This window comes from Streptomyces sp. AC555_RSS877 (assembly GCF_019049245.1).
In the GTDB taxonomy this organism is placed as follows: Bacteria; Actinomycetota; Actinomycetes; order Streptomycetales; family Streptomycetaceae; genus Streptomyces.
This window is the reverse complement of sequence record NZ_JAGMUK010000040.1, coordinates 501,438-526,637: the sequence shown is the minus strand read 5'-3', so window position 1 is coordinate 526,637 and position 25,200 is coordinate 501,438. Positions and strand designations below refer to the sequence as shown.

Sequence of the window (25,200 nt, the reverse complement as noted above, 5' to 3'; positions counted from 1 at the left end):
GGACCATGAGACACCTACGCTACGAGGGGTTCAACGATGGAATACCGGCATCTCGGCAACAGCGGCATGATCATCAGTGAGATCGCCTACGGCAACTGGCTGACCCACGGCTCGCAGGTCGAGGAGGAGGCCGCCGTCGCCTGTGTGCGAGCCGCTCTCGACGCGGGCATCACGACGTTCGACACCGCTGACACCTATGCCGAGACACGCGCCGAGTCGGTGCTCGGGCGGGCGCTCAAGGGTGAGCGTCGCGAGGGGATCGAGATCTTCACCAAGGTGTACTGGCCCACCGGCCCCGGCAAGAACGACCGCGGGCTGTCGCGCAAGCACATCATGGAGTCGATCGACAACTCCCTGCGCAGGCTGGAGACTTCCTACGTGGATCTCTACCAGGCGCACCGGTTCGACCGGTTCACGCCGCTGGAGGAGACCATGGAGGCGTTCGCCGACGTCGTCCACTCCGGCAAGGCCCTCTACATCGGTGTCTCCGAGTGGACGGCCGATCAGATACGGCGAGCGCACGCGCTGGCGCGGGAGCTGCGCGTCCCGTTGGTGTCGAGTCAGCCCCAGTACTCGATGCTGTGGCGGGTCATCGAGGGCGAGGTCGTGCCGACCAGCGAGGAGCTGGGCATCGGGCAGATCGTGTGGTCGCCGATCGCCCAGGGTGCGCTGACCGGCAAGTACCTTCCAGGGCAGCAGCCGCCGGCCGGCTCACGGGCGACGGACGACAAGGGCTCGGCGATGATCAGCCGCTTCCTGCGCGATGAGGTGCTGGACGCGGTGCAGCGGCTGAAGCCGCTGGCCGACGAGGCCGGCCTGACCCTGGCTCAGCTGGCGGTCGCGTGGGTGCTGCAGAACAGCAACGTGTCCGCCGCGATCGTCGGCGCCTCCCGGCCCGAGCAGGTGGCGGAGAACGCGAAGGCGGCCGGTGTGACGCTGGAGGCGGATCTGATGGCGCGCATCGACGAGATCGTGCTGCCGGTGGCGGTGACGGATCCGCATCTCGTGCATCAGAGCGTGCCGGCGCAGCGTCCCTGAGCCGGGTTCAGCGCAGCGCGCTCTGGGGTGCCCGGATCCCCCCGGTACGCCCGCTGTTCGCGGTGCTGGCCACGGTGCGGGCCGGGGGGCCTTGCAGGCGTCGCAGCACCGCACCGTAGAAGGCGGGCCACCATGGGCCTGGCCCGGCGCGACTCTTGCCGAAGCTTCGGCCCGCGCCGGGCCTCAGCGTGCTGACGGCCTGCTGCGCACTGACGGCCCGCTTCCCCCTGCCGGCGCTGCGCACCAGTCGTAGGCGGCGGCGTCGAAGTCCTGTTTCCCGGCCTCCGCCCACTCCTCAGTGCCGCGCGACGACGCGCCGCGTCTTGACCGAGGGGTCGGCCGCGTCCGGGATCAGGACGCCGTGTTCGACGCCGCTGCGCAGGCAGTCGAGGACCTCGTCGGTGATCACTTCGCCGGGCGCGATCACGGGGACGCCCGGCGGGCAGGGGCTGATCATCTCCGCGGCGATCCGTCCCGCGGCGCGCTCCGCGGGCACGTGGTCCACCTCGGCGAAGAACGCCTCGCGGGGCAGCATGGCCTGCTCCAGTTCCAGCGTGGACGTTCGGTCTGCCGTACGCCTATACGTGAACCGGACCCGGCCCGGACCGGAACGCCCGGTCCGGGCTCGGAGGGGTGCGGCAGACGTGGCGCTACGACTGCCCTCGGCCTACGGGGCGGACATACCGCGTCCGGCCCGCGACGACCGCTTCTCGCCGGCGACCGCGCTGGCGGCCAGGCCCATCAGGAGGCCGATGACACCGACGATGACGTTGTTCCAGATGGTCCTGGTGGTGCTGACGTCACCGGAGACGACCCACGGCGCGACGATGGTCCACGCCCCGAGTGCGCAGGCGGCCCAGGCCATGCTGTGCGTTCGCTCGTAGGCGCGGCCGAATCCCCCGCTCATCAGCAGCGCGTAGGCGATGCCGACGAGGAGGTTGTTGACCGCCAGAGCGGACAGATTGCTGAACCCCGCGATCCACGGGGATGCCGCCAGATACACACCGGTGAGGAAGGCCATGGCTTCGATGGCCTGTGCCCTGGGTGTACTGGTGGCGCGCTCCGCCATCTCATGACGGTTGCGCATGTCGACGATGTCGGGATGGGTTTCCATCGACGACCTGGGAGAGGTTGCCACTCCCATCACCTCCTGGCAGCTCCGGGCTCCGGCCGGTACACGACCGGTGTGTGGAGCTCCCCGAGTACCCCCCTCGCCCGGCAGTCGAACCACCCCGGGTACTGACAAAAGGTTCACACGTGGAGGTGCCGCTCCATCCAGTCCGCCGCGGCCCGGCGGAACAGTCGCCGGTTGTCCGCGCGCAGGAAGTCGTGGCCCTCGTCGCGCAGGGTGAGGAGTTCGGCGGGGATGCCGCGTTCGCGCGCGGTCCGTACGAACTGCTCGGACTCCCCCGGGGGCACGTTGGTGTCGTGTTCGCCATGGACGGCGAGCAACGGAACGCGCAGGGCATCGACGCGGCTCATCGGGGACAGGGCCTGCAGCAGCTCACGGTCGTACTCGGGGTGGCCGTACTTGTGCGCCGCCGACTCCGCGAGCCAGGGCTCCGTACCGGCGAAGAAGGTCAGCAGGTCGGACATGCCGCAGACGGCGACTCCGGTGCGGAACAGGTCCGGGTGCCACACGAGGGAGGCGAAGGTCAGATAGCCGCCGTAGGAACGGCCCATGACCGCCAGCCGTGTCGGGTCGGCGGGGCCTGCCGTGACCGCGTGGGCGGCGCAGTCCGCGACGTCGTTCAGGGCGGCGAAGCGGCCGGCGCCCAAGTCGGCGTCGACGAACGACCTGCCGTGCCCCGAGGAGCCGCGGACGTCGGGGGCGAAGACGTCGAGTCCACGTCCGAGCAGTTCGTGGTAGAGCGGGTTGAACACGGGGCGTTCCTGTTCCTCGGGACCGCCGTGCAGGTGGATCACGCAGGGTGCCGGCTCACCCGGGGCGCGCCCCGGCGCCCTGTAGTACCAGCCGCTCAGGGGCAGTCCGTCGCGTGCCGTGAGGCGCAGGGGGACGGGGCGCACGGGCGGGCGGCCGGGCGGGACGGCGTCCTCGTCGTGGGAGGACCACGGGGTGCGGAGCGGGGACGCGCCGTCATGGGCCCACACTCCCGGCCGGCGTTGGGACCCGGACAGCGCGAGCAGCAGTCGCCCCGGGCCGGCCGCCCTGATGCGCGTGACGACCTCGTGGGGCAACGGGATCGGCCTGGTCGCCCCGGTGCCGTCCGGAGCCTCGTGTTGCGGGAAGGTCTCCAGCGATTCGAGCCGGCTCGCGCCCAGCACGTTCCACGCCAGCGCGGCGGTGCGGCCGTCGTGGGCGAAGGCCAGCAGTTCGAGGTCGCTGCCCTCGCGCTCCGCCACGACCGACCTGCCGCACGGTTCGCCGTCGGCGCCGAGAGCGACGGCGAACAGTGCCGCGTACTCGCGGTCGGCGTTGCTGCGCAGCCACAGCGTCGTTGCGTCGGGAGAGAACCGGCCGATCCACGGATCGCCATCGGCCACGGGAACCGTGCAGGTCGTCGTCGAGTCGGCCGTGCGCCGGAGAACCGCCTCCCGGCGACCGCGCGGTCCTCGGCGCAGCAGCACGAGCGCGCCGTCACGGCTGAGGTCGCACACGCGCAGGGTGGCGGCGTGCGTCTCCGTGGCGAGCAGGACGGGCGATGCCAGGCCGTCGGGATCGATCAGGTAGGCCGACAAGCCGCCACCGGACCGGATCGCCGGTGCCGCGGGAGCGGTGAGGTCGATCGGCGTCGCGTCCGGCCCCGTGCCCGGTCCCACGTCGTAGGTGGCTGAGCCCAGGAGGGTGGCACGGCCGTCGCGCTCGGCCCAGTCGGCCGGCAGGCGGGTGCCGTCGGGGTGGCTGTCGGCCGGGACGAGCTGTGCCGGCTGCGCCGTACCGTCCCCGTAGGTGGGGGCGACGGGTGCGGCGACGGTGACCGCGACGGCCGAGCCGTCGTGCGCCCAGCAGCCCAGGTAGGCGGAGCCGGCCGGGTCGGCTCCGGCCAGGATGCGGCGGCCGGTGCCGTCGGGCCGTACGCACAGCACCCGGGTGTGCTCGCCGCCTCCTGGTGCGGTGGTGTACGCGATCCAGTGGCCGTCCGGTGACCAGGACACCTCTTTGACGGGATCCGGGGAGGAGTCGAGCAGGCGCACGTCGTCACCGTCGACGGGCCCGGCCCACAGCTGGGGGACGCCGCCCCGGTCGCAGATGAAGGCCACCTGGGTGCCGTCGGAGTTGGCCGAGGGATACCAGCAGCCGTGGGCGTGCAACCGGGTCACGGCATCCCGTGGGCCTCCCGCCTCGGGCAAGGGCACCGGGGAGGGGGCCGCGGCGGCAGCGGCGGCGGCGGCAGAACCATGTGCGTCCGGCGGGCGGGGGTCCGGCGACTGCGCGGCCTCCTGGGCCGCGGCGGGCGTCCGGCGTTGAGCGGCGACGGGCGGCCGGGCGGGCGCCGCTTCGTGCGAGGCCCACGTGCTCGGCTCGTCGGTCACTTGATCCCGTGCGTCTGCAGCCATATCTCCAACAAAGCTACCTGCCACAGGGCGTTGGCTCCGCGCTTGGTGCGGTGCTCGTCGGGCGCCGCGAGGAGGTCGGCCACGTACGGCTCCTGGAAGACACCGCGCTGCTTCGCTTCGGGTGCCTCCAGCGCCTCGCGCACCCGGTTCAGGACGGGGCCCGCCATGTGCTTGATGGCCGGGACCGGGAAGTAGCCCTTGGGGCGTTCCACGACCTCGCGGGGCAGGACCTTGCGGCCCGCCTCCTTCAGCACTCCCTTGCCGCCGTCGGCCAGTTTGAGTTCCGGCGGGCAGGCCGCCGCCAGCTCCACCAGTTCGTGGTCGAGGAACGGCACTCGGGCCTCCAGGCCCCAGGCCATGGTCATGTTGTCGACCCGTTTCACGGGGTCGTCCACGAGCATGACGTGGGTGTCGAGCCGGAGGGCCGCGTCCAGGGCGGTCTGCGCTCCCGGGGCCGCCATGTGCTGCTTGACGAAGCGGCCCGAGATGTCGTCCTGGGGCAGCATGTGGGGCTGCAGGATCCGGGCGAGGTCGGCATGGGGGCGGTCGAAGTACGTCTCGGCGTACCGGTCCGGTTCCTCCTCGCGGGCGACAGCGGCCAGCTGTGGGTACCAGTGGTAGCCGGCGAACACCTCGTCGGCGCCCTGACCGCTCTGGACGACCTTCACGTCCTTGGACACCTGCTCGGACAGCAGATAGAAGGCGACCACGTCATGGCTGATCATCGGCTCGCTCATCGCCGCGACCGCCCCGTCCAGCGCCGTCGACACCCGGTCGGAGGGAACCATCAGCCGCCGGTGGTCGGTGCCGAACTCACGGGCGACCAGGTCCGAGTACCGGAACTCGTCGCCCTCCTCCCCGCCCTCCGCCTCGAATCCGACGCTGAACGTCATCAGGTCGCGCTGGCCCTCCTCGACCAGCAGCGCGACGATCAGGCTGGAGTCCAGACCGCCGGAGAGCAGGACCCCGACCGGTACGTCGGCGACCATCCGACGGCGTACGGCCGTGCGCAGCGCCTCCAGTACGGCGTCCCGCCATTCGTCCGGGCCCATGCCGGCGTACTCCGCCTGTCGCGTGTAGGGCGGCTGCCAGTAGCGGTGGTCGCGGTGGGTGCCGTCCGGCTCGATGACGCGCACGGTGGCCGGGGGGAGCTTCCGCACGCCTTGGAGGACGGTGTGCGGCGCCGCCACGGTGGCGTGCCAGCTCAGGTACTGGTGGACGGCCACCGGATCGAGCGAGGTGTCCACGTCCCCGGCGGCGAGGAGGGCCGGCAGCGAGGAGGCGAACCTGAGCCGGCCGGGTGTCCGGCCCAGGTACAGGGGCTTGATTCCGAGCCGGTCACGGCCCAGCACCAGGCGGCCGGTGCGGTGCTCGACGAGGGCGAAGGCGAACATGCCGTAGAAGTGCTCGACACAGGCGGTTCCCCACTGCTGGTAGGCCTTTACCACCACTTCGGTGTCGGACGTCGACGTGAAGCGGTGGCCGAGGCCCCGGAGCTCTTCGCGCAGCTCCTGGTAGTTGTACACGCAGCCGTTGAAGACGCCGGTGAGTTCGCCCGCGGCGTCGGTCATCGGCTGTGCTCCGTGGTCCGACAGGTCGATGATTTTCAGTCGTCGGTGTCCCAGCGCCACCGCGCCCCGCGTCCAGATGCCCTCGCCGTCGGGTCCCCGCGCGGCCAGCCGGTCGCTCATGCGCTCGACGGCCGCGAGATCGGGCCGCCGGCCGTCGAAGCGGATCTCCCCGCTCACACCGCACATGACGGGCCGCCTCCCTCACGCGCGTCCTTGGCCGCGTGCCGGAACGGGGGTCCCAGGTCGCGCCTGCCGGTCACGACCCGGGCGATGCTGCTGGACATGACGAACGCCCTCCTGACGGGTGAGTGAAGGATGGGATGCGGTACGGCTGCGGAGAGGGGAGGCGACCGGTCCGCGGCACCGGGGCCTCGCCGCGTCGGCTGCTGCAACGCAGCCTGCCGACGGCCGGCTGCCGCGAGTGGACGCGGCTCACCCCCGAGGCCTTGGGGTGCGCTGCTGGGCTCATGACGTTCACCGGTGCCTCAGCGGCCGATGGCCTCCGGTGTTCCGGATCCCACAGGCGGGGCCGTCATGCCGCTGCCGGACGAGAGCCCGTTCTTACGGCGGGCGGGTGCCGACCTGCGTCCCCTGCGCTCACCTCGGGTCTCGGCGATCAGCATGTCGACACAGGCGAGCAGATCCTCTTCCTGGGCTGTCCGGCGCATACGGCGAGCGGCACTGCCGTCGGCGAGGGCCGCCTCGGTCAGCGCCCCGACGGTCTGCCAGTCCCCGTGGGCCTCGAGCGCAGGGCGCAGTCGCATGAGCAGCTTCCGTACGACCTGCGGCGCAGGTGTTTCGCGGTGGGTCTCGGGGTCGACCAGGGTGCCCTCGAGGCCGGACCGGGCGGCCCGCCAGGCGGCGCCGCGCAGCCATTCGTGCCGTCCCTCGCAGGGCCGTGCCTCGCCCGTGCGAAGCCGCTCGCGGGCCTCGGTCACCAGAGCGCGGAACAGTCCGGCGATGAGCACGACGGTCTCCACGCGCGGGCAGGCGTCGCAGATGCGGAGTTCCAGCGTCTGCAGATGCGCGGACGGGCGTATGTCGTAGTAGATCATTCCGGCGTCGCTGATGATCCCGGCCCGGACGAGATCGCGCACCGCGGCGTCGTAGTCGGCCGCGCTCGCGAAGCAGCCGACCGGGCCCGCGGTCGGCCAGCGCTGCCACAGCAGCGTGCGCCAGCTGGCGTAGCCGGTGTCGGATCCCTGCCAGAACGGTGAGCTGGCCGACATCGCCAGGAGCACGGGCAGCCAGGGAGAGACCGCGCACATCACCCGTACCGCCGTGTCCCGGTCGGGGATGTCGACGTGGACCTGGGCGCCGCAGATGAGCTGCTCGTCGGCGACCTTGCCGTACTCCTCGACCATGTGGAGGTACCGCGCGTCGGCGGTGGGGTGCGCGGAGGCACCGGGTGCCAGCGGCGCCGTTCCCGCGGCCACCACCGCGAGCCCCAGTGAGGAGACGGCGGCATCGAGCCGCCGTCTGGTTCTGGTGAGGTCGGCGTACAGGTCGTGCAAGGACGCGTGCACTCCGCTGTTCGACTCCACGGTGGACTGGTGGAGTTCGGTCGTGAAGTTCCGCTGGGGAAGCCGTCGCAGTACGGGGTCGGCACGCGGCACGAGCAGCCCGCTCTCCACCTCCAGGATGTGGAACTCCTCCTCCACTCCGATACGAATGCTCACGGTCGCTCCTTGGGATGCCTGAACGCCTTCCCGCCCGGGGTACGGTCCCTCACCGGGGGATACGGCGGCGTGTGATGACCTCCAAGTGCCCAGGACAGCGAAGCGTAAGCGCGGCGACGAGCGTCTGTCGCAGGCTCATCACAGATGAGCGGCCATCCCTTTCGTACTGGAAAGTCCGCCGAGGGATGTGCCGGCCGTCCCCCGCCTGCGGCAGGGCAAGGCAGAGGGGGAGATACGGGCCGTTGCCCGCGACGCGGAGGGTGGCCGTCGTTTTTCCCGTTCGGGGAATGAACTCCTGGTTGCGGGAGACTCGGCGTATCCACCCTCGCGGTACGCGGCCAAGGCGGTGATCATGACCGGCGACGGCACAGCCCGGATGCTGGGCGGCCTTCTGGACGCCGCGCACCTGGCCGCGCTGGAGGACCTGCCTGATCTTCTGACTGAGCACGCCTCCGCCGCCGGCCTCGACGACGCCCGGCTCTATGTGGCCGACCTGCGCCAGGTGATGCTGCGGGAGCTGACCGGGCGGGGCCTGGACGCGTGGGAAGGAGGCCAGGAGTACCCGGTCGATTCCTCCCTGCCGGGGCGGGCCTTCCGGTCCACGCGCACCCTGACCGGCCCGGCGTCCGTCAGTGGGCGCCACGTGTACTGGGTGCCGGTGCTGGACGGCACGGAACGCCTGGCCGTTCTCCGCGTCGAGGCCGCCGTCGGATCGGACGCGGCGATACGCCACCTCGCGTCACTGATGGGTCACCTACTGGTCAGCAAACGCCCCTTCAGCGACTCCTACGCGCGCCTGGTGCGAAGCAGTCCCATGAACATCGCCGCCGAGATGCAGTGGAAGCTGACTCCTCCCCTGACCCACGCCAACCGTCACGTGGTGATCGCGGCCGCGATGGAACCCGCGTACGACATCGCCGGCGACGCCTTCGACTACGCCGTGGCCGGCGACACCGTCCATCTGGCGATCTTCGACGCGATGGGCCACGACACCGCCGCCGGCCTGACCGCCAACCTGGCGGTCGCCTCCTGCCGGGCCGACCGCCGCCAGGGCACCGGCCTGGCGACCATCAGCGAACGCATCGAGCAGGTCATGCTGCGGGAGTTCGGCATCCAGCGCTACGTGACCGGGATCCTCGCCGACCTCGATGCCGCCACCGGCTCCCTCACCTGGGTCAACCGCGGCCACCATCCCCCCGTACTGATCCGTGACGGCCGCTGGACGACCACCCTGCGATGCCCGCCCGCACACCCCATGGGCACCCGTCTCGGACTCGATGTCACGCTGTGCACCGAACAACTGCAGCCCGGTGACCGGCTGCTGCTCTACACCGACGGCATCACCGAAGCCCGCGACCTGCGCGGCCGTGAATTCGGCCTCGCCCGGTTCACCGACTTCATCATCCGACACCACGCCGACGGGCTGCCCGTCCCCGAGACACTGCGCCGTCTCATGCAGGCCGTCCTCGACCACCACCACGGCCATCTCTCCGACGACGCCACCGTCCTCTTCCTCGAATGGCACGGGCCCGCGCGAAACACGCAGTTGGCTCCCTGACCGCGCCCTCACGGGATAGGAAGCCGTCATGACGTTGTTCGCGTGCCGGGAATGCGACAAGGAACGCACAGGCACGCTGCATGTGCTGTCTGCGGTCCCCGAGGCCCCCGCCCCGAATCCGGACCCGGTGACCGCGGAAGACCGGCGTGCCCCGGCGACCATGCCCAGGGGCCGCTATGCGGTCGAGACGGAGCCGTGGGGGCCGTCCCTCGTCCCGGCCGAGACGGAGGACCCGCAGACCCGCACGGTCCATGGATGGACGACGAACGTGGCCCGCTCACCTCGGCGGGCCCACGGGGCAATTTCGTCCTCCACCCGGAGGACGCCCGGGATCTCGTCAGGCGTCCGAGCAGCGGGATGGCATGCTGCGGTCCCAGCGCGGACGGTGGGATGAACCAGGCATGCACCTGCGGAGTGCTGGTCGCGACACTTGCCGCCGACTGCTGGGGCCGTACGAGCTCCATCTGGCAGCGGGCAGGGTCCGAGAGCTGCACACCGACTGAGCGAAACGATCACCGATTCGGGTGCCGGTCAGCGGCTGAGGGCAGAGCAACTGCCTGCCGGGGTGCGCGGTGGCCGGGCTCGGTGGACCCTGAAAAGCATGCAGCGTAAGAGCGGCCGGGGCGGCGCGGGGCACGACGTGGAGGCCGCTCTGGACGAGCTGTACGCGACGGCGCCGTCCGACTTCGTGGCCCGCCGGGAGGTCCTTGCCGCCGCCGCCAGGACCGGCGGCCACGTGGAGGATGCCCGCCGCATCCATGCCGCCCGCCGCCCCACCCTCGCGGCCTGGGCGGCCAACCTGCTGCTGCGCTCCCAGCCGGACGAGAGCCGGCGCTTCCTCGAGCTGGGGCAGGCGCTGCGCGACGCCTACCAGACCCTGGACGCCGACGGGGTCAAGGAGCTTTCGGAGCAGCGCCGCAGTGTCGTCTCCGCCCTGTCCCGGCAGACCGCACAGCTCGCCCGGAACGCCGGTCACCGGCTGTCGGACACCGCTCAGCAGGACGTCGAAGCCACCCTGCGCGCCGTACTCGCCGACCAGGACGCGGCCGACCAGTGGGCCACCGGCCGCCTGACATCCGCTCTCGTCCCGCCATCGACGTTTCCCACCGCCACCCCCGCGGCGGCCGGCCCGCCGTCCAGGCCTCCCAAGCCGTCCCAGCGGTCCCAGGGAAAGGCCGCGCAGCCGTCGGCGCGGCCCAAGGCGAAGGACGAACTCGCCGACCGGCGCCGCCGCCGACAGGAGGAACTGACCCGAGCGCGAAAGGCGGCCAAAGCGGCCGAGCAGCATCTCCGTCATCAACGCACAGCCGAGTCGGACGCGGATGCGCAGCTGAAACGAGCGCGGGACCGTCAGGTCCAGGCCCGTCGACAAGTGGCCGCGGCCGAACAACAACTGCAACAGGCAAGCGAAACCCTCCAGCAAGCCGAGCAGGAGCAACAGGAAGCCGAGGAACGGCGGCAGGCGGCGGCCGACGCCCTGGCCCGCGCCGAACGACAAGCACGCGAGGCCGCCCAGGAGGTGGACAGCCTCGACGCACCTGGCACATGAGCGCCGTACCGCGAACGCATGCGCCGCGACGGTCGCCTCTTCGTTGTGTGCGGGCGCGGCTGCGCCCCCGAGCGCATCCTCGGTCAAGGGAAGTGGAGCCCGGTGGTTATGCCTGCGTGTCCGCCGGGTCGACGATCTCGTCCTGGGACGGCGGCTGCACCTTGACCTTCTCGCCGTAGTCGTCAAAGGTCATGGTGCTGTCCTCGGAGCCCGCGGTCGCGGCCTTCAGGATGTAGGGCTCCCCCTCGGTGGCGACATGCATGCTGATGCGGTTGCCCTCCTGCTCCTTCTCCAGGGTGAGGGCATCCTCGCCATCGACCTCGGTCTCTGTCCCGCGTTTCATCCCCTGCCGTTCGGTCTTGTCCTGGTCCATGGAGGCCAAGAACCGCTTCTTGTCGCAGAAGGCGGCGTCCGGTCCGTCCGCGGGAGCGGTGACCCACTTGCCCGCCAACTTGCCGGCGAGCTGCTCGCCCTGCTTGGCGTCACCGCCGCCCGCGCGCGCCGAGTTGGTCCAGAAGGCACGGTCGCCCTTGATCAGGACGTCGCCGCCCTTACTGCGTAACAACTGGGCCCGGGCGCCGTCGCCGCTGATGGTTCCGGTGCAGTTGCCCTGGTCGTCCACTCGGATGTCGAGTCCGACTGTGCTTGCCCCCTTGACCTTGGCGGTCCCTTTCATGTGGACAGAGGACGCCTTGTCGGTGGCGGCAACTGCCTTGGCCGCGATGTCATCGGCCTTCTGCCCCGAGAAGGCGTCGTCGGAGGAATCGTCTCCGCACCCGGAGACAAGGAGCGCGCCCCCGAGGAGCGCACCGAGCACACAAGTGGTCCGCGTCCTGGCTACCACCATGTTTCCGCCCTTCCGGCCGGTCCTTGCGCCGGCCATGCCGTGTTGTGTGACGCCCGTGAAGTCCGGACGTATGTCCCCGGATACCCCCAAGTCCCGAATCTTCACTGCCACTTCACAGGAAGACCGTGCCGACTCGAGCCGGCTGTGGCTGGGTGCTCGTTCTGGGGCTCACACACTGACCGAGGGTGCGGCTCCGTCGATCAGCCGACATGGGCGGCGATGGCCCGCGCACACATCAGGGATTCGGTGTGCGTCGTGTCGACCTCCAGGTCATAGGTCACTCCTTGGTGCACCACATCCGCCTGCAACGCGGCCATTCCCTGGACGCGGTCTCCTCGTGCGACCTCACGGCCTGCGGCGACCGCACTCTCGCACCTGACGCCGACCCACAGCACGTCCAGTCCGCCGAGAGCCTTCTGCCACCGTTCCTGGGATGCCGCGCCGCCGAGGAACGCGTCGTCGACGATGACCCTGGCGCCGGCACGGGCCATTGCCGCGATGCCCTCGATCCAGGCCGCGTCGAGCGCCCGGAAGTCCGCTCCGACGCTCACTCGGCCGTCCGGGGCGAACGTGATTCCCTCGTCCGACGCCCGCATCCGCGCGGGCATCGCGTCGACGAACGAATCGACCCCGAACGCCAGCCACGGATGGGGCAGTACGGCCTGCAGACACCGGACGATCCCGGACTTACCCGAGCTGGAACCACCGTTGAGAATGATCACCTGAGTCGTCACCGCGCCACAGTAGGGCGTCTTCGACACGGCACCAATCGAATTGCGGCAGCACTTCGGGGCCGGGGAATCCGCCCCCGCGTGGTCCCGAAGTGCCACCGCATGACGTCCGGCTGGTCAGTCGCCCGTCAGTAGCCGACGAAGAAGGTGGCGTCGGCCTTCTCGGTGGTGGTGGAGATCGGGTCGATACGCAGGACGTAGTCGGTGTGCCGGATGTAGCGGGTCGGGAAATTGTACGAGCGGAAGGACGACCAGGAGGCGTCGGCCAGGCCGGCGGTCTTGTAGAACGTGGCGTCGGCGGCGAACGTCGAGGTGCCGTCGTTCTCGTCGAGTCGCAGGTTGTAGCTGTAGTGGCGCAGATAGCGGGTGGGGTAGTTGACCGACTGGAAGGACACACCCGCACTGTCGGCCAGGCCGGGCACGAGCTTCCACTGCGAGTCGGGGTACGGGTCGAACGGGTAGGCATCGATACGGCCGACGGAGTTGGCGTGGCGGACGTAGCGGGCCGGGTAGTTGTAGGACTTCAGCCGGTTCCAGGCGGGTGAGCCCCACTTCGCCACGAGGTTGTTGTACTCGGTCGTGGTGATCGTCTCGATGGCGCAGTGCTTGGAGTTGAGGGGCTGGGTGTAGGCGCGCTGGTCCAGTGCGGTCCACGTGCCGGCGGCGAGGTCGTTGCTCTGCCAGACGTAGAAGACTCCGTTGGGCGTGTACGTGTCGCCCCACAGGTACCAGGTGCTGGAGGTCAGGGACTTCACCAGGGTCGGGGCCTCGGTGCCGCCGTGGGCAACCGGGGTGCTGAAGGGCGTGAAGCTGCCGGGGGCGAGGGTGGTGGACCGCGCGCCGACGAGCTTCTGGTCCCTCTTGTAGTACAGGTAGTTGACCCCGTTCACGCCCACGGCGAGGTCGCCGTCGATGATGTCGTAGCCGGGGTCGAAGAAGACCTGCGGGGAGGTGACCGTCCGGAAGTCGGTGGTGTAGTTGACCATGATCACGTTGTGTCCGCTGGAGTTGACGGACGAGTAGATGATTCCGTACTGGCCGCGGCCGGCGTCCCAGAATGCCTCCGGCGCCCAGCTGTGGGTGACCATGTCGTGCAGCTTCACGCGGCGGTAGCCGGTGAAGGTGCGCAGGTCCGCGGAGTCCCAGACGTGGATGTACTGGCTGTTGTAGTTCCAGTCGGTGCCTTTGAGGTCCGTGGCGAGCACGACGAAGGTGCCGTCCTGCTTGCGCATGATGAACGGGTCACGCAGACCGCCCGCGCCCTCGGTGGGGGTGACCACGGGGTTGTTCTGGTTCAGCGGCATCCAGCGCAGTCCGTCGGTGCTCACCGCCAGGTGCAGGCCATAGTCGGCCTCGAGCATGGTCGTGGACTCGGTGAAGTAACCCATGACGTAGGCCGAGTCCGCGGCGTAGGCGGGCAGTGCGCCGACGGTCAGCGTTCCGGTCACGGCCAGCGGCACGGTCGCGGCCATGCCGAGGAACAGTCGGCGCGACGGGTGGGAACCGGGGCTGGGACTTGCGCTCATGTGCTCTCCAGAGTGCGTGCGGGGGCGGGTGAGTGGCCGCGCCGAGCGGGAGGACCGGCGGGTGGGAGGACCTCTACGTACAACACCATGTGATCGATATTTCGAACCCAGTTCGGTGAATCGATCAGAAGGTAGAGGTGAGGCGAGTGCGCGTCAACGGTTCTGACGTTCCTCCCCGATTCCAGTGGAAAGGGGGCGTGGAAAGGGGGCGTCTCAGCGGAGCCCCCTGCCGACCAACCGCCAACCGCCAACCGCCGGCCGCCGGCCGCCAACACTGAGCGGGTTCCGGCCGCCGCCCTCTTCCACGCAACCAGGCCTCGCTCCGCCCGGCCGGCCATGGCTCACCACTCAGTCAGACCACCGGACGCCTCGATCTCCACCTGAGTACCACGTTCCTTTTCCGCTCTTTACGGGCCCTCCAGCAGGCACGCAAGTAGCACGAGCAGAGAATGGACGCATTCGACCGGCGCACAGAGGGGCGCACGCCATAACAGAGAAATCGGGCGCCCATGCGACGTCAGATAATACGCCGATTTCCGTGTCCTGAATGAAACCTTCCTGCAGATCGGAGAAGGCGGGGCTCTTGCGCAGGACACGGGATCCCTGCACACTCGTCAAGGTCGGCGCATTGATCGACGCATGGACCGGCGGGGACGTAAATCTTCGACACAGTTCTTCCGCATATTTCGCCGAGAAATACCGGCATGACTGCTGGGGAACTCCCGGAGGGTCACGCGAATGGCTTGGCTCGCACTCGGATACTTTCTTGCCTATATTCCCTACGCCATACTCGTGAAGGCGGTGTCCAGCGGGGTCTCGCCGCTGGCCGGGGAACCGGTCGACGGTCTGGTGCTACTGCCGGCCGCCGCCCTTGGCCAACTCGCCGTGATGCCACTCTTCCTTATGGCTAGCGGCTGGTGGCGCTACGCACGGCAGCGTGAGATTCCCGGGACGGGCCGCGTCCGCACACCGGTACGGGCAACGCTGCTGGCGGGATTCTTCACCTCGCTCATCATCGCCACCACAACGCTGAATTTCACCTTCGCCGGTGTCTCCATCCTTCTCGTGCTGCTTCTTATGCGCGGGGGTGTACTCATCCTTTCCCCACTGGTCGACTCGGCGCGCAAACGGAAGGTTCCCGGTTCGGCGTGGGCCGGACTGGCTTTCAGTCTGCTGGCTGTTTCGGTGGCTCTCGGCGATGTGGCCAGTTATCACCTCACCGTGGCGACGGTGTTGAGTGTGCTCACTTATCTCGTGGGGTACGTGGGGCGGTTCGAGATCATGAGCCGCGTGGCCAAGACCGGAGTGAAGGAAACCGATCGCCGTTATTTCGTGGAGGAGCACGCAGCCGCGCCCGTTTTCCTGGTCGGCATCCTGGCGTCAGCGGCCCTGGCCGGGCAACCGGAGTTACGCACCGGGTTCACCACCTTCCTCGGCACTCCCACCGCCTGGGCGGCCGTCGGCATCGGCATGGCCTACGAGGTGCTGTTCGTCTTCGGCACGCTGATCTACCTCGATCCCCGCGTGTACACCTGGTGTGTCCCGGCCAACCGGTGCGCCAGTCTGCTGTCCGGCCTCGTCGCCTCGTACGCCCTCGCAGGGCTGGCCGGGCTCCCGGTGCCGGGGAACGCTCAGCTTCTCGCGCTCGTCTTCATCGTCACCGCCATGGCGTCCCTGTCCTACCCGGCGGCGGTGTCCTGGTGGCGGGAACACGACACACCCACCCGGCGGGTGCTGTTCGTCTGCGGTGGCAACACCTCCCGCTCGCCCATGGCGGAGGTCATCGCCCGTGCCCATGCCAGGCAGGCGGGGGCCGGCGCGCGGGGCGTGCGCTTCGCCAGTGCGGGAGTCTCCCCCGCACGGCCCGGAGCACCGTTGGTCCCCGCCGCCCGGACCGCTCTGGCCGAGCTCGGCATACGGCGGGTGCCCGGCCCCGTACACCCCCGCCGGCACCGGGCGCGGCCGATCACCCCCCGGCTGTGTCGCGACAGCTCTGTCATCTACTGCATGACGCGCTCGCACCGCGACGCGGTGGTCGCCCTGGCGCCCGACGCGGAGAGCCGCACTCTCTGCCTGGACCCGCACGGTGACGTCCCCAACCCCGAGGGGCAGCCACCCGAGGTCTACCTCCAGTGCGCCGGCCGCATCCAGGAGTTGGTCCGCACCCGTCTGCACGAGTTCCTGGACTGTGATCCCGGACCCGACGTCCGCACTGCCGGGCTCGGTCGAGGCGCGAGGGAGGGAGTCACCCATGACGGTCCATGACGAGCCCGGGTACCAGGACCCGGCGAGGGAGGCCGTGACGTACGACGGCGTCGCGGGCAGCGGCCCGCCGTACGACGGCCTGTCCCTGATCGCGTCCCGCCACTGCAAGCGCGCCTTCCTCGAACGGCCAATCCCCCGGGACGTTCTGGCCGAGGTGCTTCTCACCGCAGGTCAGGCGCCCTCCAGCCGCAATGTCCAGCCGTGGCGGATGACGGTGGTGACCGGCAGCCCGCTGGACGCGCTGACCCGCACGCTCTGCGAGGGCTTCGACCGCGGAGAGCGTCCACGGCCGGACTGCCCGAACCGGACGCCCACGCTCGACGACACCGCGGCCGAACGCGCCCGCACGGCCCTGTCCGGAGTGCTGTGCGCCAAAGGTCACGCCCCCGACGACGCCTCGGCCGCCCGGGCTCACTTCCGCGACAACCTGCGCTTCTACGGCGCGCCGGCCGCCCTGGTCTGCCACGTTTCCGGCGACGCGGTACCCGGGACGTTCCTGGAAGCCGGACTCTTCCTGCAGAACGTCATGCTCGGCCTGGTGGCCCGAGGACTCGGCAGTTGCCCGCAGTTCAGCGTCGTGGGCTACGCGGACGCGCTGCGACGGAAGCTGGACATCGACGCCGACCGGATCATCGTCTGCACCATGGCCGTCGGATACCCCGACGAGGCGGCCCCGGTCAACCGGTTCGTCCCGACACGGGCTCGACTGGAGGAGTACGTTCATTGGAGCTGACCGATCGGAGCAGCGTCCGCTCTGGTGCGGTGCGCCGGGCCCGACTGGTGGCTGTGGCCACCGAACCCGACGACCTCGACAGCACTCGTCTGCGCTCCCTCGACGGGGTGGCCGATTCCCTGGAAGTACGGGCCGACCTGCTCGGCGACCCCGATCCCGCCCAGCTGCGCAAGCACTTCACGGGCACCCTGACGTACTGTCTGCGCACCCGTGCGCGGGGCGAGGGCCGCGACCTCGTCCCGGTCGAGCGGTTCACGCGTCTGCTGCGCGCGGCCGACCACTACGACGTGGTCGATCTGGAGTGGCCCCACGATCTGGCGCGGCCGGAGCTGCTGGCCGCCGTGCCCGCCCGACGGCGCCGTGTCTCATGGCACGGGACCCTTCCGACCGGACAGGACGCCGGGCAGGGCACAGACGGCCACGCCGCGCTGCGGGGGCGGTTCGCCGCGCTGCAGGCCGTATCCGCGGCGCTGTACCTCCTCGACGTCCGCTCCCTGGGCGCGCGGCCACAGCATGCGCCGGAGGACGGCGTCACGGCGGCTCCTTCGCTGCTGGCCGGCCTCGGGCGCGGGGATGTCACCGCGTTCGCGTCCGGACCGGCCGGCACCTGGACCCGCGTTCTGGCCCCTTGGCTGGGCGCGCCCGTGGTGTTCGGCCGGGTCTCGGCACCGGGCCCGGACGGCATGCCGAGCGTCGAGCAACTGGTGACCGACTACGGGCTGCCCGAGTTGCCCCGGCTGCGTGGCCTCTTCGGCATCGCGGGCCGCAACCCGGGGCGTTCGCTGTCGCCGCGCCTGCACAACGCCGCGCTGCGCACGCTGGGCATACCGGCGCTGTATCTCCCGTTCCAGGCGGAGACTCTGGCGCCGTTCTGGCGGGCCGCGGTCCGCTTCGGCGAGGACAGCGGACTGCCCGTGCGGGGGCTGACCGTGACCGCCCCCCACAAGGAGACCGCCCTCGGGCTGGCGGACGTGGCGAGCCCGACTGCCCGGCAGTGCGGTGCGGCGAACCTCCTGTGGCAGGAGGAGGGGCTGTGGCGGGCCGACACCACGGACACGGTCGGGGCTCTGCACACCCTGGCCCGGGCAGGCATCCACCCGGCGGGCCTTCGGGCGGCGGTCGTCGGATGCGGCGGGGCCGGGCGAGCGGTCGCCCTGGCCCTGCTGGAGGCAGGGGCTCAGGTGACCCTCGTCAACCGGGGACAGGCACGGGGCCGGGACTGCGCACGGCGCATGCGCGTCCCGTACGTACCGCTGTCCGAGTTCAGCGCCGCCGGCTACGGCGTACTGGTACAGGCCACACCGCTGGTGGAGCGGCCGCCCTTCCACGTCGCCACGGCCGACCCCGAGGCCACCGTGCTGGAGATGGCGTACCGAGACCCGCCCAGCGCGCTGATGGAGGCGGCGCGCGCCCGCGGGCTGCTGGGCATCGACGGCTGGGAGGTGCTGCTCGTCGAGGTCCAGGAGCAGTTCCGGCTGCTGACGGGGCATCGGATCCCTCCCGAAGTGCCGTTGCGCGCCCTGTGCGCCGACCGTGCGCGGTCCCGGGCGGTCGGCCCGCCCGGACAGACCGGCACCGGCGCCTCCCTCGGGCCGGCCGACGGCCTACGACTGGCACCCGGCCCATGACACGGCCAGGACACCCCTGTCGGAAGACCGCAGGGTGAACCTCTGGGGAAGGAGACCAGGTCATGACCATCCGCTCGACGGCAGGTACGCCGTCATCGGCCGAGCCGCCCGCACCGGAGGGCCCTGACGTATCGGCCCTGTTGGGCGACTGGCTCAACACCGACCGTGGAGCGGTGTCCAAGGGCCCGCTCCGGCTGACCGTCGCCGAGTGCGGAAAGGGCCTGTCCGTACGGGCCCTCGGCAGCCCGGCGGCGGCCGGCCGCTCCCCGGCGGGCCGGCAGCCGCGCGACTGGGGCGAGGCACCGGCGGCCGTCTACACCGCGCCCGGCGCGCCATCCGTGGCCTGGTCTTTCTGCGCCGTCTACGAACTCGGCGACCTCCGCACCGTCCTGTCCGCCTACTACAAGACCGGCATCCTGGTGACCACCGCTTCCAGCGTGCCCCTCGACGGCGGGGGCCCCGGCGAGTGGACCCGCTCGTTCTTCCACCGGGCGGAGGAGGCCGTATGACGGCACCGCACACCGGCCTGGGCGACCTCACCGGCGGCTGGGTCAACTTCGACACCACCGCCACCGGCATCCGGCTCGTCGACGCCGTGGAGGACGAGGGCCGGCTCGCGCTGAGTATCGCCGAGGGCGGCCCCGGCGTCCCCGACACCCACACCGCACTCGCCGCCACACCACTGGTCGACGCGGGCGGCGACGGCCCGGCCGTGGGCTTCCTCGCCGAGGGGCGGCTCGGCGTCCGGGCCGCCGTCCTGTGCGGCTATCTCAACCGCGGCCTGCTGACCATCGACATCCACACGGCCCACCCCGACGACCAGCGGGTGCCGCCTGTGATGTACCGGGCCCACTACTACCGTCCGGGACTCCCCCAGCCGTCCGAACCACCGGAAGGGGCACCTCTCCCATGACCGCCGACCTGGCGCACGGCCCTCACCATCCGCACGGTCCGGTCCTCGGAGACCAAGTCGCCCTCGACCGCGCGGAGAAGCTGGCCACGCAGACGTTCTCCGCCCGCGCGGACGACTACGACCGCAGGGCCGCCTTCCCGGCCGAGGACTTCGACGACCTGTTCACGGCCGGTCTGCTGGCGGCCGCCGTACCGCGCGAGTACGGCGGACTGGGCCTGGGCCCGCAGCAGCGCAACACACTGCCCCTGTGGGAACTGACCACCACCCTCGCCTCGGCCGATCTGTCACTGGCGCGCTGCTGGGAGGGGCACGCCAACTCCCTGGTGCTCATCGACGCCCTGGGAACGCCCGAGCAGAAGCGGCGCTGGTTCGCGGGCGTGGTCGAGCGCGGGGAGAAGTGGGTGGCCTGGAGCGGCGAGCCCCGGGCCCCCAAGCCCGGGGAGACCAGCCGTTTCGGCACCGTGCTCACCCCGGTCGAGGGCGGCTGGACGGTACGGGGCACGAAGGCGTTCGCCACCAGCGCCACCGGCGCCCAGTGGGCCATCCTGTTCGTCGACCCGGCCGGACCCGGCGGAGCCCGGCACGCGCGGCCCGCCCCGAACGTCCCGGCAGCCGCAGGCGGCGGGATCGCGGGCAGCGAACTGCTCATGCTCGCCTGCGATCTGTCCGACCCGACCGTGACCGTCGACAGTGCGTGGTGGGACCCGGTGGGCATGCGCGCGACGGTCAGCCACATGGTGCGGTTCAACGACACGTTCATCCCCCGCGACCGCCTTATCGGCCCGCCCGGCAGTTATCTCACCGGACAGTGGCAGGCCGCCTTCGTCCCCCACTACGCCTCCAGCTTCCTGGGCGCCGCCCAGGCCGCGTGCGCCTACGGGCTGGCGTACATCAAGAAGCAGGACAAGGGGGCCGACCCGTACGTCCGGCAGCGGGCGGGCAGCATGGCGGTCAACGTGGACACGGCCCGTCTGTGGCTGCGCCATGTCGCCGCGCTGTGGGACGAGGGCCGGGCGGACGAGGCCAGGATCGCCGGCAGCAAGGCCCGCCATGTCATCGAGCACCTGGCCGAGGAGACCGTGCACCACTGCATCCGTGCCTGCGGTGCCCGCAGCCTGGTCCGCCCCAGCCCGGTGGAGCGGATCCTGCGCGACCTGACCTTCTACCAGCGCCACGACAACGACGACCACATCCTCGCCACCATCGGCCGTGCCGCACTCGGTGAGCACCACGACCCGTCCTTCCACAAACCCTGAGTCGCGTGAGGAGTGGCTTCGATGCCCGTCCCGAGCCCGCCCGTGGCTTTTCCTTTCGACACCCGTGACCACGCCGAGGTGTTCGAGAGGCTGGCCCATCTGCGCGAGAACGAACCGGCGACCCGTGTGGTCGTCGCCAGCGGACACGAGGTGTGGCTGGTGACCCGGTACGAGGACGTACGTCACGTACTGCGTGACCGGCGCTTCAGCGTCACCGCCCACACCGGGCCCGACGCGCCCCGGCTGTTCACCACCCCCTTCCCGTCCGGTGTCACCCTCCTCCGGGACACCGAGCCGCCGGACCACGCCCGGCTGCGGCGGCTGGTCATGCCGGAGTTCAGGGCGCGGCAGGTCCACCGGTCGCTGTCGGTGATCCGGAAGATCACCGACGGTCTGCTCGACACCCTGGCCGAGACCGGCCCGCCCGCCGACCTGGTCGCCGACTTCGCGCGCCCCCTGCCCGTGGCCGTGATCTGCGCCTGGCTGGGCGTCCCGGCCGGGGACAGCGACCGGATCCTGACCCTGGCGGACACCATGAACGGCAAGGGCCCCCTGGAGCGCATCACGGCGGCTCAGCGGGAAATGTGCGACTACCTGGCCGCCCTGATGGACGCCCGGCGCGCGGCGCCCGGCGACGATCTGTTCAGCAGCCTGGTCACCGCTCACGACGAGCACGGTGCGCTCTCCGACGCCGAGTTGACCGGCGTCGGCGTCAGTCTGCTGTTCGCGGGCCACACGGTCGTCACCGCCGTCCTGGCCTCCGCCCTGGGCACACTGCTGCGCCGGCCCGCCGACCTCGCACGGCTGCGGGAGGACCCCGCGCTCGTGGAGGGAGCGGTGGAGGAACTGCTGAGGTATCACCTGGTGCTGAGGGACGGTCAGATCCGGGTGGCCACCGAGGACGTGGACATCGCCGGGATCACCGTCCGTGCCGGAGAGTCCGTCGTCGTCTCGATCAACTCCGCCAACCACGACACGGACGTCTTCACCGACGCCGAGCGCCTCGACCTGGGCCGTGACCCCAATCCGCATGTGGCCTTCGGCCACGGCATCCACCGCTGCCTCGCCTCCCATCTGGCGCGGGCGGAACTGCGGATCGCCCTCACCTCGCTGCTCGCCCGCTTTCCGAACCTGCGGCCGGCGGCGCCCGAAGCGTCCGCCGGCTGGAAGGAGCACCAGCGCATCCAGGCCGTCGCCGCCCTTCCCGTCACCTGGTGAGCACCCTTCCCGGACGGCAGCCCCTTCCGCGCCGCGGCGACGCCCGGCCCCGGCGGGTGTCCTCCATCTCGACGAAGACCGGCCAGTTCGCCTACTTCGATGCCCAACTCGGCCGGCCGGACTGGTCCGGGCGCAGGGTGCTGGACTTCGGCGGGAACGTCGGCACGTTCCTGGAGGAGGCCGCGGGCCGCGTCCAGCCGTCGCTGTACTGGTGCGTGGACGTGTCCCGGACCGCGATCGAGGAGGGACGCCGACGCCGACCGCAGGCGCACTGGATCTTCTACGACCGGTACAACCCGCAGTTCCATCCCGGCGGGGTCCCCGGGCTTGACCCGCCCGCACTGACGCCGCGTTTCGACTACGTCCTCGCCTACTCCGTCTTCACCCACACACCGGACCACGAGACCGTGGAACTCGTGCGTGCGCTGCGGTCACTGCTGGCCGACGGCGGGGTGCTCGCCTTCACCTTCATCGCCCCCAACTGGGCGCCACGGGGCGAGGGACAGGAGTCCAACGTGCGGTGGCGGCTCAACAGCCGCTCCTTGGGGAGCACGTCGGAGCCACGGCCGGTTCCGGCGCACCTGGACGCCGCCGTCGAGCACGCGCAGGAGGCGCCCTGGTGCGCGGTCGTGGACCACACCCTGCTGTTCGACGCCCGCGCCCCCATCGGCCCGTGCGGGCGGTACGACGTGCTGTGGAGTCCGGACCACGCGAGATCGCTCTTCCCTACCGCCGAGATACGTCCGCCGGTCGCGCCGGAACGGCAGCACTGCTGCCTCCTCGGTCCGACGGACTGACGGTCCCGGCGGGCCGACGCTGAACCCACCCGCCCCTGGTGGGGCGGGTGGGCTGCCGAGGGGGCCGACGCGCGCGGTGGGTCTCAGCGCAGTGCCGTGTCCGTGTGCCAGATCGCCTCACCATGGTGGTAGATCACCACGTTGCCGTCCGCTTGGACGACGAGCTTCGCCTCTGGTCGGCCCGCGGTGCCGGAGGTCCAGAGCTTCTGGTCGATCTGGTTGCGCTCCTTCACGGTGCAGACGAAGAACTCCCCGTCCTGGAACCTGGCTTGTGTCTTCGCGCCGGCCGGGTTGGCGGTGTCCGTGGCCCACAGGATCCTGTCGTTGCTGTTGTCGATGACCACGAGGTTGCCGTCGTCCCGGAGCACCAGCCGCACCGTGCCCGAGTCGACCGTGTCACGCTCGGTGTTGTCGAAACTGTTGACCGTGAAGATCGTCAGGCCCGAGACGACCATGTTGGTGTTCATCCGGCCCTCGGCCAGCTGGTCGATGACCGAGACCGACGGCACGAAGGCGTACACCGCCCCCTCGGTCCGTACGAACTGGGCGAACTTCAGCGCGACCGGCTCGCCACCCTGGGGGCGCTCCCAGCAGACCACCGTCTCCTCGCCCGCCACGGGGTCGGCGCCGTTGGGCAGCGGGCCCGGGTCCACCTGCTCGTGGTGGGTGTCGGGGTTGGGCTTGGGGAACGTCTCGTCGTTCATCCAGTCCCGTTGGATGAACTCGAACTGCCGGAAGAGATCGGCCTGATAGCAGACGAACACCAGGCCGCGCGGCCCGTCCGGACCGTTGAGCGCCGAGGCGGACGGGTCGAACGGCAGGCCGTACGGGATGCCGCGGCGCATGATCCGGCGGTGGTTGAACTTGGTGTCCGGGTGGAACTCTCCCTTCTTGTCCCGGTCGGGGAAGCCGTCGCGGGGGTTGGTCTTGCGCAGGTGTGACCAGAGCGGGGTGGTCGTTCCCCTGGGGTCGTCCCTGAACGAGATCAGGTTGTCGTTGGACGACTCCGCGTTGTACGACATGTCCGCGTGCGGGCACTTCGCCACCGGAGTTCCGGAGCGCCAGCGTCCGACGAGCCGGGCCGCCAGCCACTCGGTCGTGGCCTCCGGGGGCGCACCCTTCGCCTCCTTCAGCACCTTCAGCTGGGCGGCCACGCCGGCCCACCAGCCGGGGACGTCCTGGGCCAGCCGGCGCACCACCTGGAAAGAGCCGTGCTGCGCCCACTCCGGGTACGGCAGGGGGTGCGGGCGCTCCCGCTCCAGCCCAACGACGAACTCGCCGGGTTTGACGAGGATGGTGCCGGGATGGCCCTTCTCGTAGACGGGGTTCTCCGGGTCGGGCTCATCGAGGTGCTTGATCGCCGGCTCGCTGACACCGTCCTTGAAGCCGAAGTGCTCACGGCCCCGGCGGGGGCCTTCCAGGGTGGCGCCCTCCTGCTCGTAGACGGTGACGATCTCGGCGCGGGCGAGATCCTGCCGGACGTCTCCGAGAGTGGCCCGCAGTACGTGCGCCTGGTCGGCGGCGAGGGTGAGCACCGCGTGGACCCGTCCGTCGCCGAAGTTGCCGAAGAGCCAGTTCTGCGGGGCGTTCTGACCCGTGTCACCGAGCACCGCCGCCCGCTTGGCCGGCCCCTCGACGAAGGCCTTGAGCGGGCCGTCGGTGCTGTTGCCGTCGACGCCGGGCAGCGGGTTGTGGCCGGTGAGGAACTTCAGGCCTTCGAAGGTGAGACTGAGGCCGTACCAGAGCGCGTTCAGGTTCCGCGGGTCGTCGCCGCCCGAGTACGAGCGGGCCCGGGAGAACTCCCTGTTGAATGTCGCCACCTGCTTGGTCGTGGCGATCAGCGGCCGCAACTGCTTCAACCAGGTACGAGCCATTTCCTGGCTCTCGAACCGCAGGAACAGCAGCTGCATGTGGTCTTTCTTGAACCCGGCGAGCACGTCGCCCTGAGTCTCGGCGTCCTCGCGCAGGAAAAGGTTGTGGGGGTCGGTCGTTGCTGTGGCCATGCGTGCACTTCCTCCGGAGAATTCGGCGGAACGATGTCGACTCCTGCTGCCCCGTCGAAATTGACGATAGGGAAGCGCTCTAATCGACCCCATAAAAACCCCCAGGGTTCACCTGTATGGCGGAGCGCATGGTCGTCACGCACCCACTCACCTGCCCCGATGCCTCGATTCACCACCAACTGAGCCGTAGTGACACACTCCTGCGCAAGGAGTGAGTGACGACTCGCAAGCGTTTTCGGATGTTACTGCGGGCCGATTGATGGAAAGGCTGGGTAATGCCCCTTCAGGCATGCCCGCCGGGCTCGTTCACCTTCGCCTTTCTCTCCCCGGTTTCACGTGCCCTGTTTCGAGTCCCGCGTTACGCGTTCC

Annotated in this window: 19 protein-coding genes and 1 pseudogene; 11 read left to right on the top strand and 9 right to left on the bottom strand. The window is 70.5% G+C overall.

All coding sequences use genetic code 11. The features are described 5' to 3' along the window. Positions 1-36: 36 nt before the first annotated feature. Entirely contained in the window at positions 37-1,038 is a 1,002-nt protein-coding gene (locus tag KUM49_RS19730; RefSeq protein WP_217238165.1) for an aldo/keto reductase family protein, read from the top strand. Between the two features lie 295 nt (positions 1,039-1,333). Here KUM49_RS19730 and KUM49_RS19725 read toward each other — a convergent pair. The 5 genes and pseudogenes from KUM49_RS19725 to KUM49_RS19705 all read right to left on the bottom strand — a co-directional run. After that, positions 1,334-1,597 (bottom strand): annotated as a pseudogene (locus tag KUM49_RS19725) (ornithine decarboxylase); the annotation flags it as partial. 108 nt (positions 1,598-1,705) lie between these two features. Then, entirely contained in the window at positions 1,706-2,152 is a 447-nt protein-coding gene (locus KUM49_RS19720; RefSeq protein ID WP_217238267.1) for an SPW repeat protein, read from the bottom strand. Positions 2,153-2,289: 137 nt separating this feature from the next. Beyond that, on the bottom strand, positions 2,290-4,557 hold the full coding sequence (locus KUM49_RS19715) for a prolyl oligopeptidase family serine peptidase (protein ID WP_254401417.1): 2,268 nt from the start codon (positions 4,555-4,557) through the stop codon (positions 2,290-2,292). After that, positions 4,530-6,314 (bottom strand): N-acetylglutaminylglutamine amidotransferase, encoded by a 1,785-nt coding sequence (locus KUM49_RS19710; protein WP_217238164.1) that lies wholly within the window; start codon positions 6,312-6,314, stop codon positions 4,530-4,532. The genes KUM49_RS19715 and KUM49_RS19710 overlap by 28 nt, the downstream gene beginning before the upstream one ends. 299 nt (positions 6,315-6,613) lie before the next feature. Next, on the bottom strand, positions 6,614-7,807 hold the full coding sequence (locus KUM49_RS19705) for a glutamate--cysteine ligase (protein ID WP_217238163.1): 1,194 nt from the start codon (positions 7,805-7,807) through the stop codon (positions 6,614-6,616). A 352-nt stretch (positions 7,808-8,159) separates the two neighbouring features. On the opposite strand from KUM49_RS19705, the gene KUM49_RS19700 reads away from it, so the two are divergent. Further along, positions 8,160-9,365, top strand: coding sequence for a PP2C family protein-serine/threonine phosphatase (locus KUM49_RS19700; RefSeq protein WP_254401416.1), 1,206 nt, complete (start codon positions 8,160-8,162; stop codon positions 9,363-9,365). Between the two features lie 601 nt (positions 9,366-9,966). Continuing rightward, complete coding sequence (locus KUM49_RS19695; protein WP_217238162.1) at positions 9,967-10,914, top strand: hypothetical protein; 948 nt, start codon at positions 9,967-9,969, stop codon at positions 10,912-10,914. A gap of 106 nt (positions 10,915-11,020) precedes the next feature. On the opposite strand, the gene KUM49_RS19690 is transcribed toward KUM49_RS19695, so the two are convergent. The 3 genes from KUM49_RS19690 to KUM49_RS19680 all read right to left on the bottom strand — a co-directional run bounded on the left by KUM49_RS19690 (position 11,021) and on the right by KUM49_RS19680 (position 14,018). Continuing rightward, complete coding sequence (locus KUM49_RS19690; protein ID WP_217238161.1) at positions 11,021-11,761, bottom strand: hypothetical protein; 741 nt, start codon at positions 11,759-11,761, stop codon at positions 11,021-11,023. A gap of 200 nt (positions 11,762-11,961) precedes the next feature. Further along, positions 11,962-12,495: a chloramphenicol phosphotransferase CPT gene (gene cpt / locus KUM49_RS19685; protein ID WP_217238160.1), complete on the bottom strand. Its 534-nt coding sequence runs from the start codon at positions 12,493-12,495 to the stop codon at positions 11,962-11,964. Positions 12,496-12,620: 125 nt separating this feature from the next. After that, positions 12,621-14,018, bottom strand: coding sequence for a glycoside hydrolase family 43 protein (locus KUM49_RS19680; RefSeq protein WP_217238159.1), 1,398 nt, complete (start codon positions 14,016-14,018; stop codon positions 12,621-12,623). A gap of 738 nt (positions 14,019-14,756) precedes the next feature. Between KUM49_RS19680 and KUM49_RS19675 the strand changes: the two genes are divergently transcribed. The 8 genes from KUM49_RS19675 (at position 14,757) to KUM49_RS19640 (ending at position 22,828) form a co-directional block, all read left to right on the top strand. Then, positions 14,757-16,283: a hypothetical protein gene (locus KUM49_RS19675; RefSeq protein WP_217238158.1), complete on the top strand. Its 1,527-nt coding sequence runs from the start codon at positions 14,757-14,759 to the stop codon at positions 16,281-16,283. Continuing rightward, positions 16,270-17,016, top strand: coding sequence for a nitroreductase (locus tag KUM49_RS19670; protein ID WP_217238157.1), 747 nt, complete (start codon positions 16,270-16,272; stop codon positions 17,014-17,016). The genes KUM49_RS19675 and KUM49_RS19670 overlap by 14 nt, the downstream gene beginning before the upstream one ends. Beyond that, a complete protein-coding gene (locus tag KUM49_RS19665) occupies positions 17,007-18,644 on the top strand; it encodes a type I 3-dehydroquinate dehydratase (protein WP_217238156.1) in 1,638 nt (545 codons plus the stop codon). Before KUM49_RS19670 ends, KUM49_RS19665 begins: the two co-directional genes overlap by 10 nt. Positions 18,645-18,706: 62 nt before the next feature. Continuing rightward, entirely contained in the window at positions 18,707-19,153 is a 447-nt protein-coding gene (locus KUM49_RS19660; RefSeq protein ID WP_217238155.1) for a hypothetical protein, read from the top strand. Beyond that, entirely contained in the window at positions 19,150-19,557 is a 408-nt protein-coding gene (locus KUM49_RS19655) for a hypothetical protein (RefSeq protein WP_217238154.1), read from the top strand. The genes KUM49_RS19660 and KUM49_RS19655 overlap by 4 nt, the downstream gene beginning before the upstream one ends. After that, positions 19,554-20,813, top strand: coding sequence for an acyl-CoA dehydrogenase family protein (locus tag KUM49_RS19650; protein ID WP_217238153.1), 1,260 nt, complete (start codon positions 19,554-19,556; stop codon positions 20,811-20,813). Before KUM49_RS19655 ends, KUM49_RS19650 begins: the two co-directional genes overlap by 4 nt. A gap of 21 nt (positions 20,814-20,834) precedes the next feature. Continuing rightward, the gene (locus KUM49_RS19645) at positions 20,835-22,031 is read left to right on the top strand and encodes a cytochrome P450 (RefSeq protein ID WP_217238152.1); all 1,197 of its coding nucleotides are present in this window, start codon (positions 20,835-20,837) and stop codon (positions 22,029-22,031) included. Then, positions 22,028-22,828: a bifunctional 2-polyprenyl-6-hydroxyphenol methylase/3-demethylubiquinol 3-O-methyltransferase UbiG gene (locus KUM49_RS19640; protein WP_217238151.1), complete on the top strand. Its 801-nt coding sequence runs from the start codon at positions 22,028-22,030 to the stop codon at positions 22,826-22,828. The genes KUM49_RS19645 and KUM49_RS19640 overlap by 4 nt, the downstream gene beginning before the upstream one ends. Before the next feature lie 83 nt (positions 22,829-22,911). Here the strand turns inward: KUM49_RS19640 and KUM49_RS19635 are convergent, their stop codons facing one another. Further along, positions 22,912-24,831: a Dyp-type peroxidase gene (locus KUM49_RS19635; RefSeq protein ID WP_254401415.1), complete on the bottom strand. Its 1,920-nt coding sequence runs from the start codon at positions 24,829-24,831 to the stop codon at positions 22,912-22,914. Positions 24,832-25,200: the final 369 nt, after the last annotated feature.

Bases quoted from the DNA above. Each gene is read 5' to 3' on its own strand.
- KUM49_RS19730 (WP_217238165.1), top strand. From the start codon at position 37: ATGGAATACCGGCATCTCGGCAACAGCGGCATGATCATCAGTGAGATC.
- KUM49_RS19720 (WP_217238267.1), bottom strand. From the start codon at position 2,152: ATGGAAACCCATCCCGACATCGTCGACATGCGCAACCGTCATGAGATG.
- KUM49_RS19715 (WP_254401417.1), bottom strand. From the start codon at position 4,557: ATGGCTGCAGACGCACGGGATCAAGTGACCGACGAGCCGAGCACGTGG.
- KUM49_RS19710 (WP_217238164.1), bottom strand. From the start codon at position 6,314: ATGTGCGGTGTGAGCGGGGAGATCCGCTTCGACGGCCGGCGGCCCGAT.
- KUM49_RS19700 (WP_254401416.1), top strand. From the start codon at position 8,160: ATGACCGGCGACGGCACAGCCCGGATGCTGGGCGGCCTTCTGGACGCC.
- KUM49_RS19695 (WP_217238162.1), top strand. From the start codon at position 9,967: ATGCAGCGTAAGAGCGGCCGGGGCGGCGCGGGGCACGACGTGGAGGCC.
- KUM49_RS19690 (WP_217238161.1), bottom strand. From the start codon at position 11,761: ATGGTGGTAGCCAGGACGCGGACCACTTGTGTGCTCGGTGCGCTCCTC.
- KUM49_RS19680 (WP_217238159.1), bottom strand. From the start codon at position 14,018: ATGAGCGCAAGTCCCAGCCCCGGTTCCCACCCGTCGCGCCGACTGTTC.
- KUM49_RS19675 (WP_217238158.1), top strand. From the start codon at position 14,757: ATGGCTTGGCTCGCACTCGGATACTTTCTTGCCTATATTCCCTACGCC.
- KUM49_RS19670 (WP_217238157.1), top strand. From the start codon at position 16,270: ATGACGGTCCATGACGAGCCCGGGTACCAGGACCCGGCGAGGGAGGCC.
- KUM49_RS19660 (WP_217238155.1), top strand. From the start codon at position 18,707: ATGACCATCCGCTCGACGGCAGGTACGCCGTCATCGGCCGAGCCGCCC.
- KUM49_RS19655 (WP_217238154.1), top strand. From the start codon at position 19,150: ATGACGGCACCGCACACCGGCCTGGGCGACCTCACCGGCGGCTGGGTC.
- KUM49_RS19650 (WP_217238153.1), top strand. From the start codon at position 19,554: ATGACCGCCGACCTGGCGCACGGCCCTCACCATCCGCACGGTCCGGTC.
- KUM49_RS19645 (WP_217238152.1), top strand. From the start codon at position 20,835: ATGCCCGTCCCGAGCCCGCCCGTGGCTTTTCCTTTCGACACCCGTGAC.
- KUM49_RS19635 (WP_254401415.1), bottom strand. From the start codon at position 24,831: ATGGCCACAGCAACGACCGACCCCCACAACCTTTTCCTGCGCGAGGAC.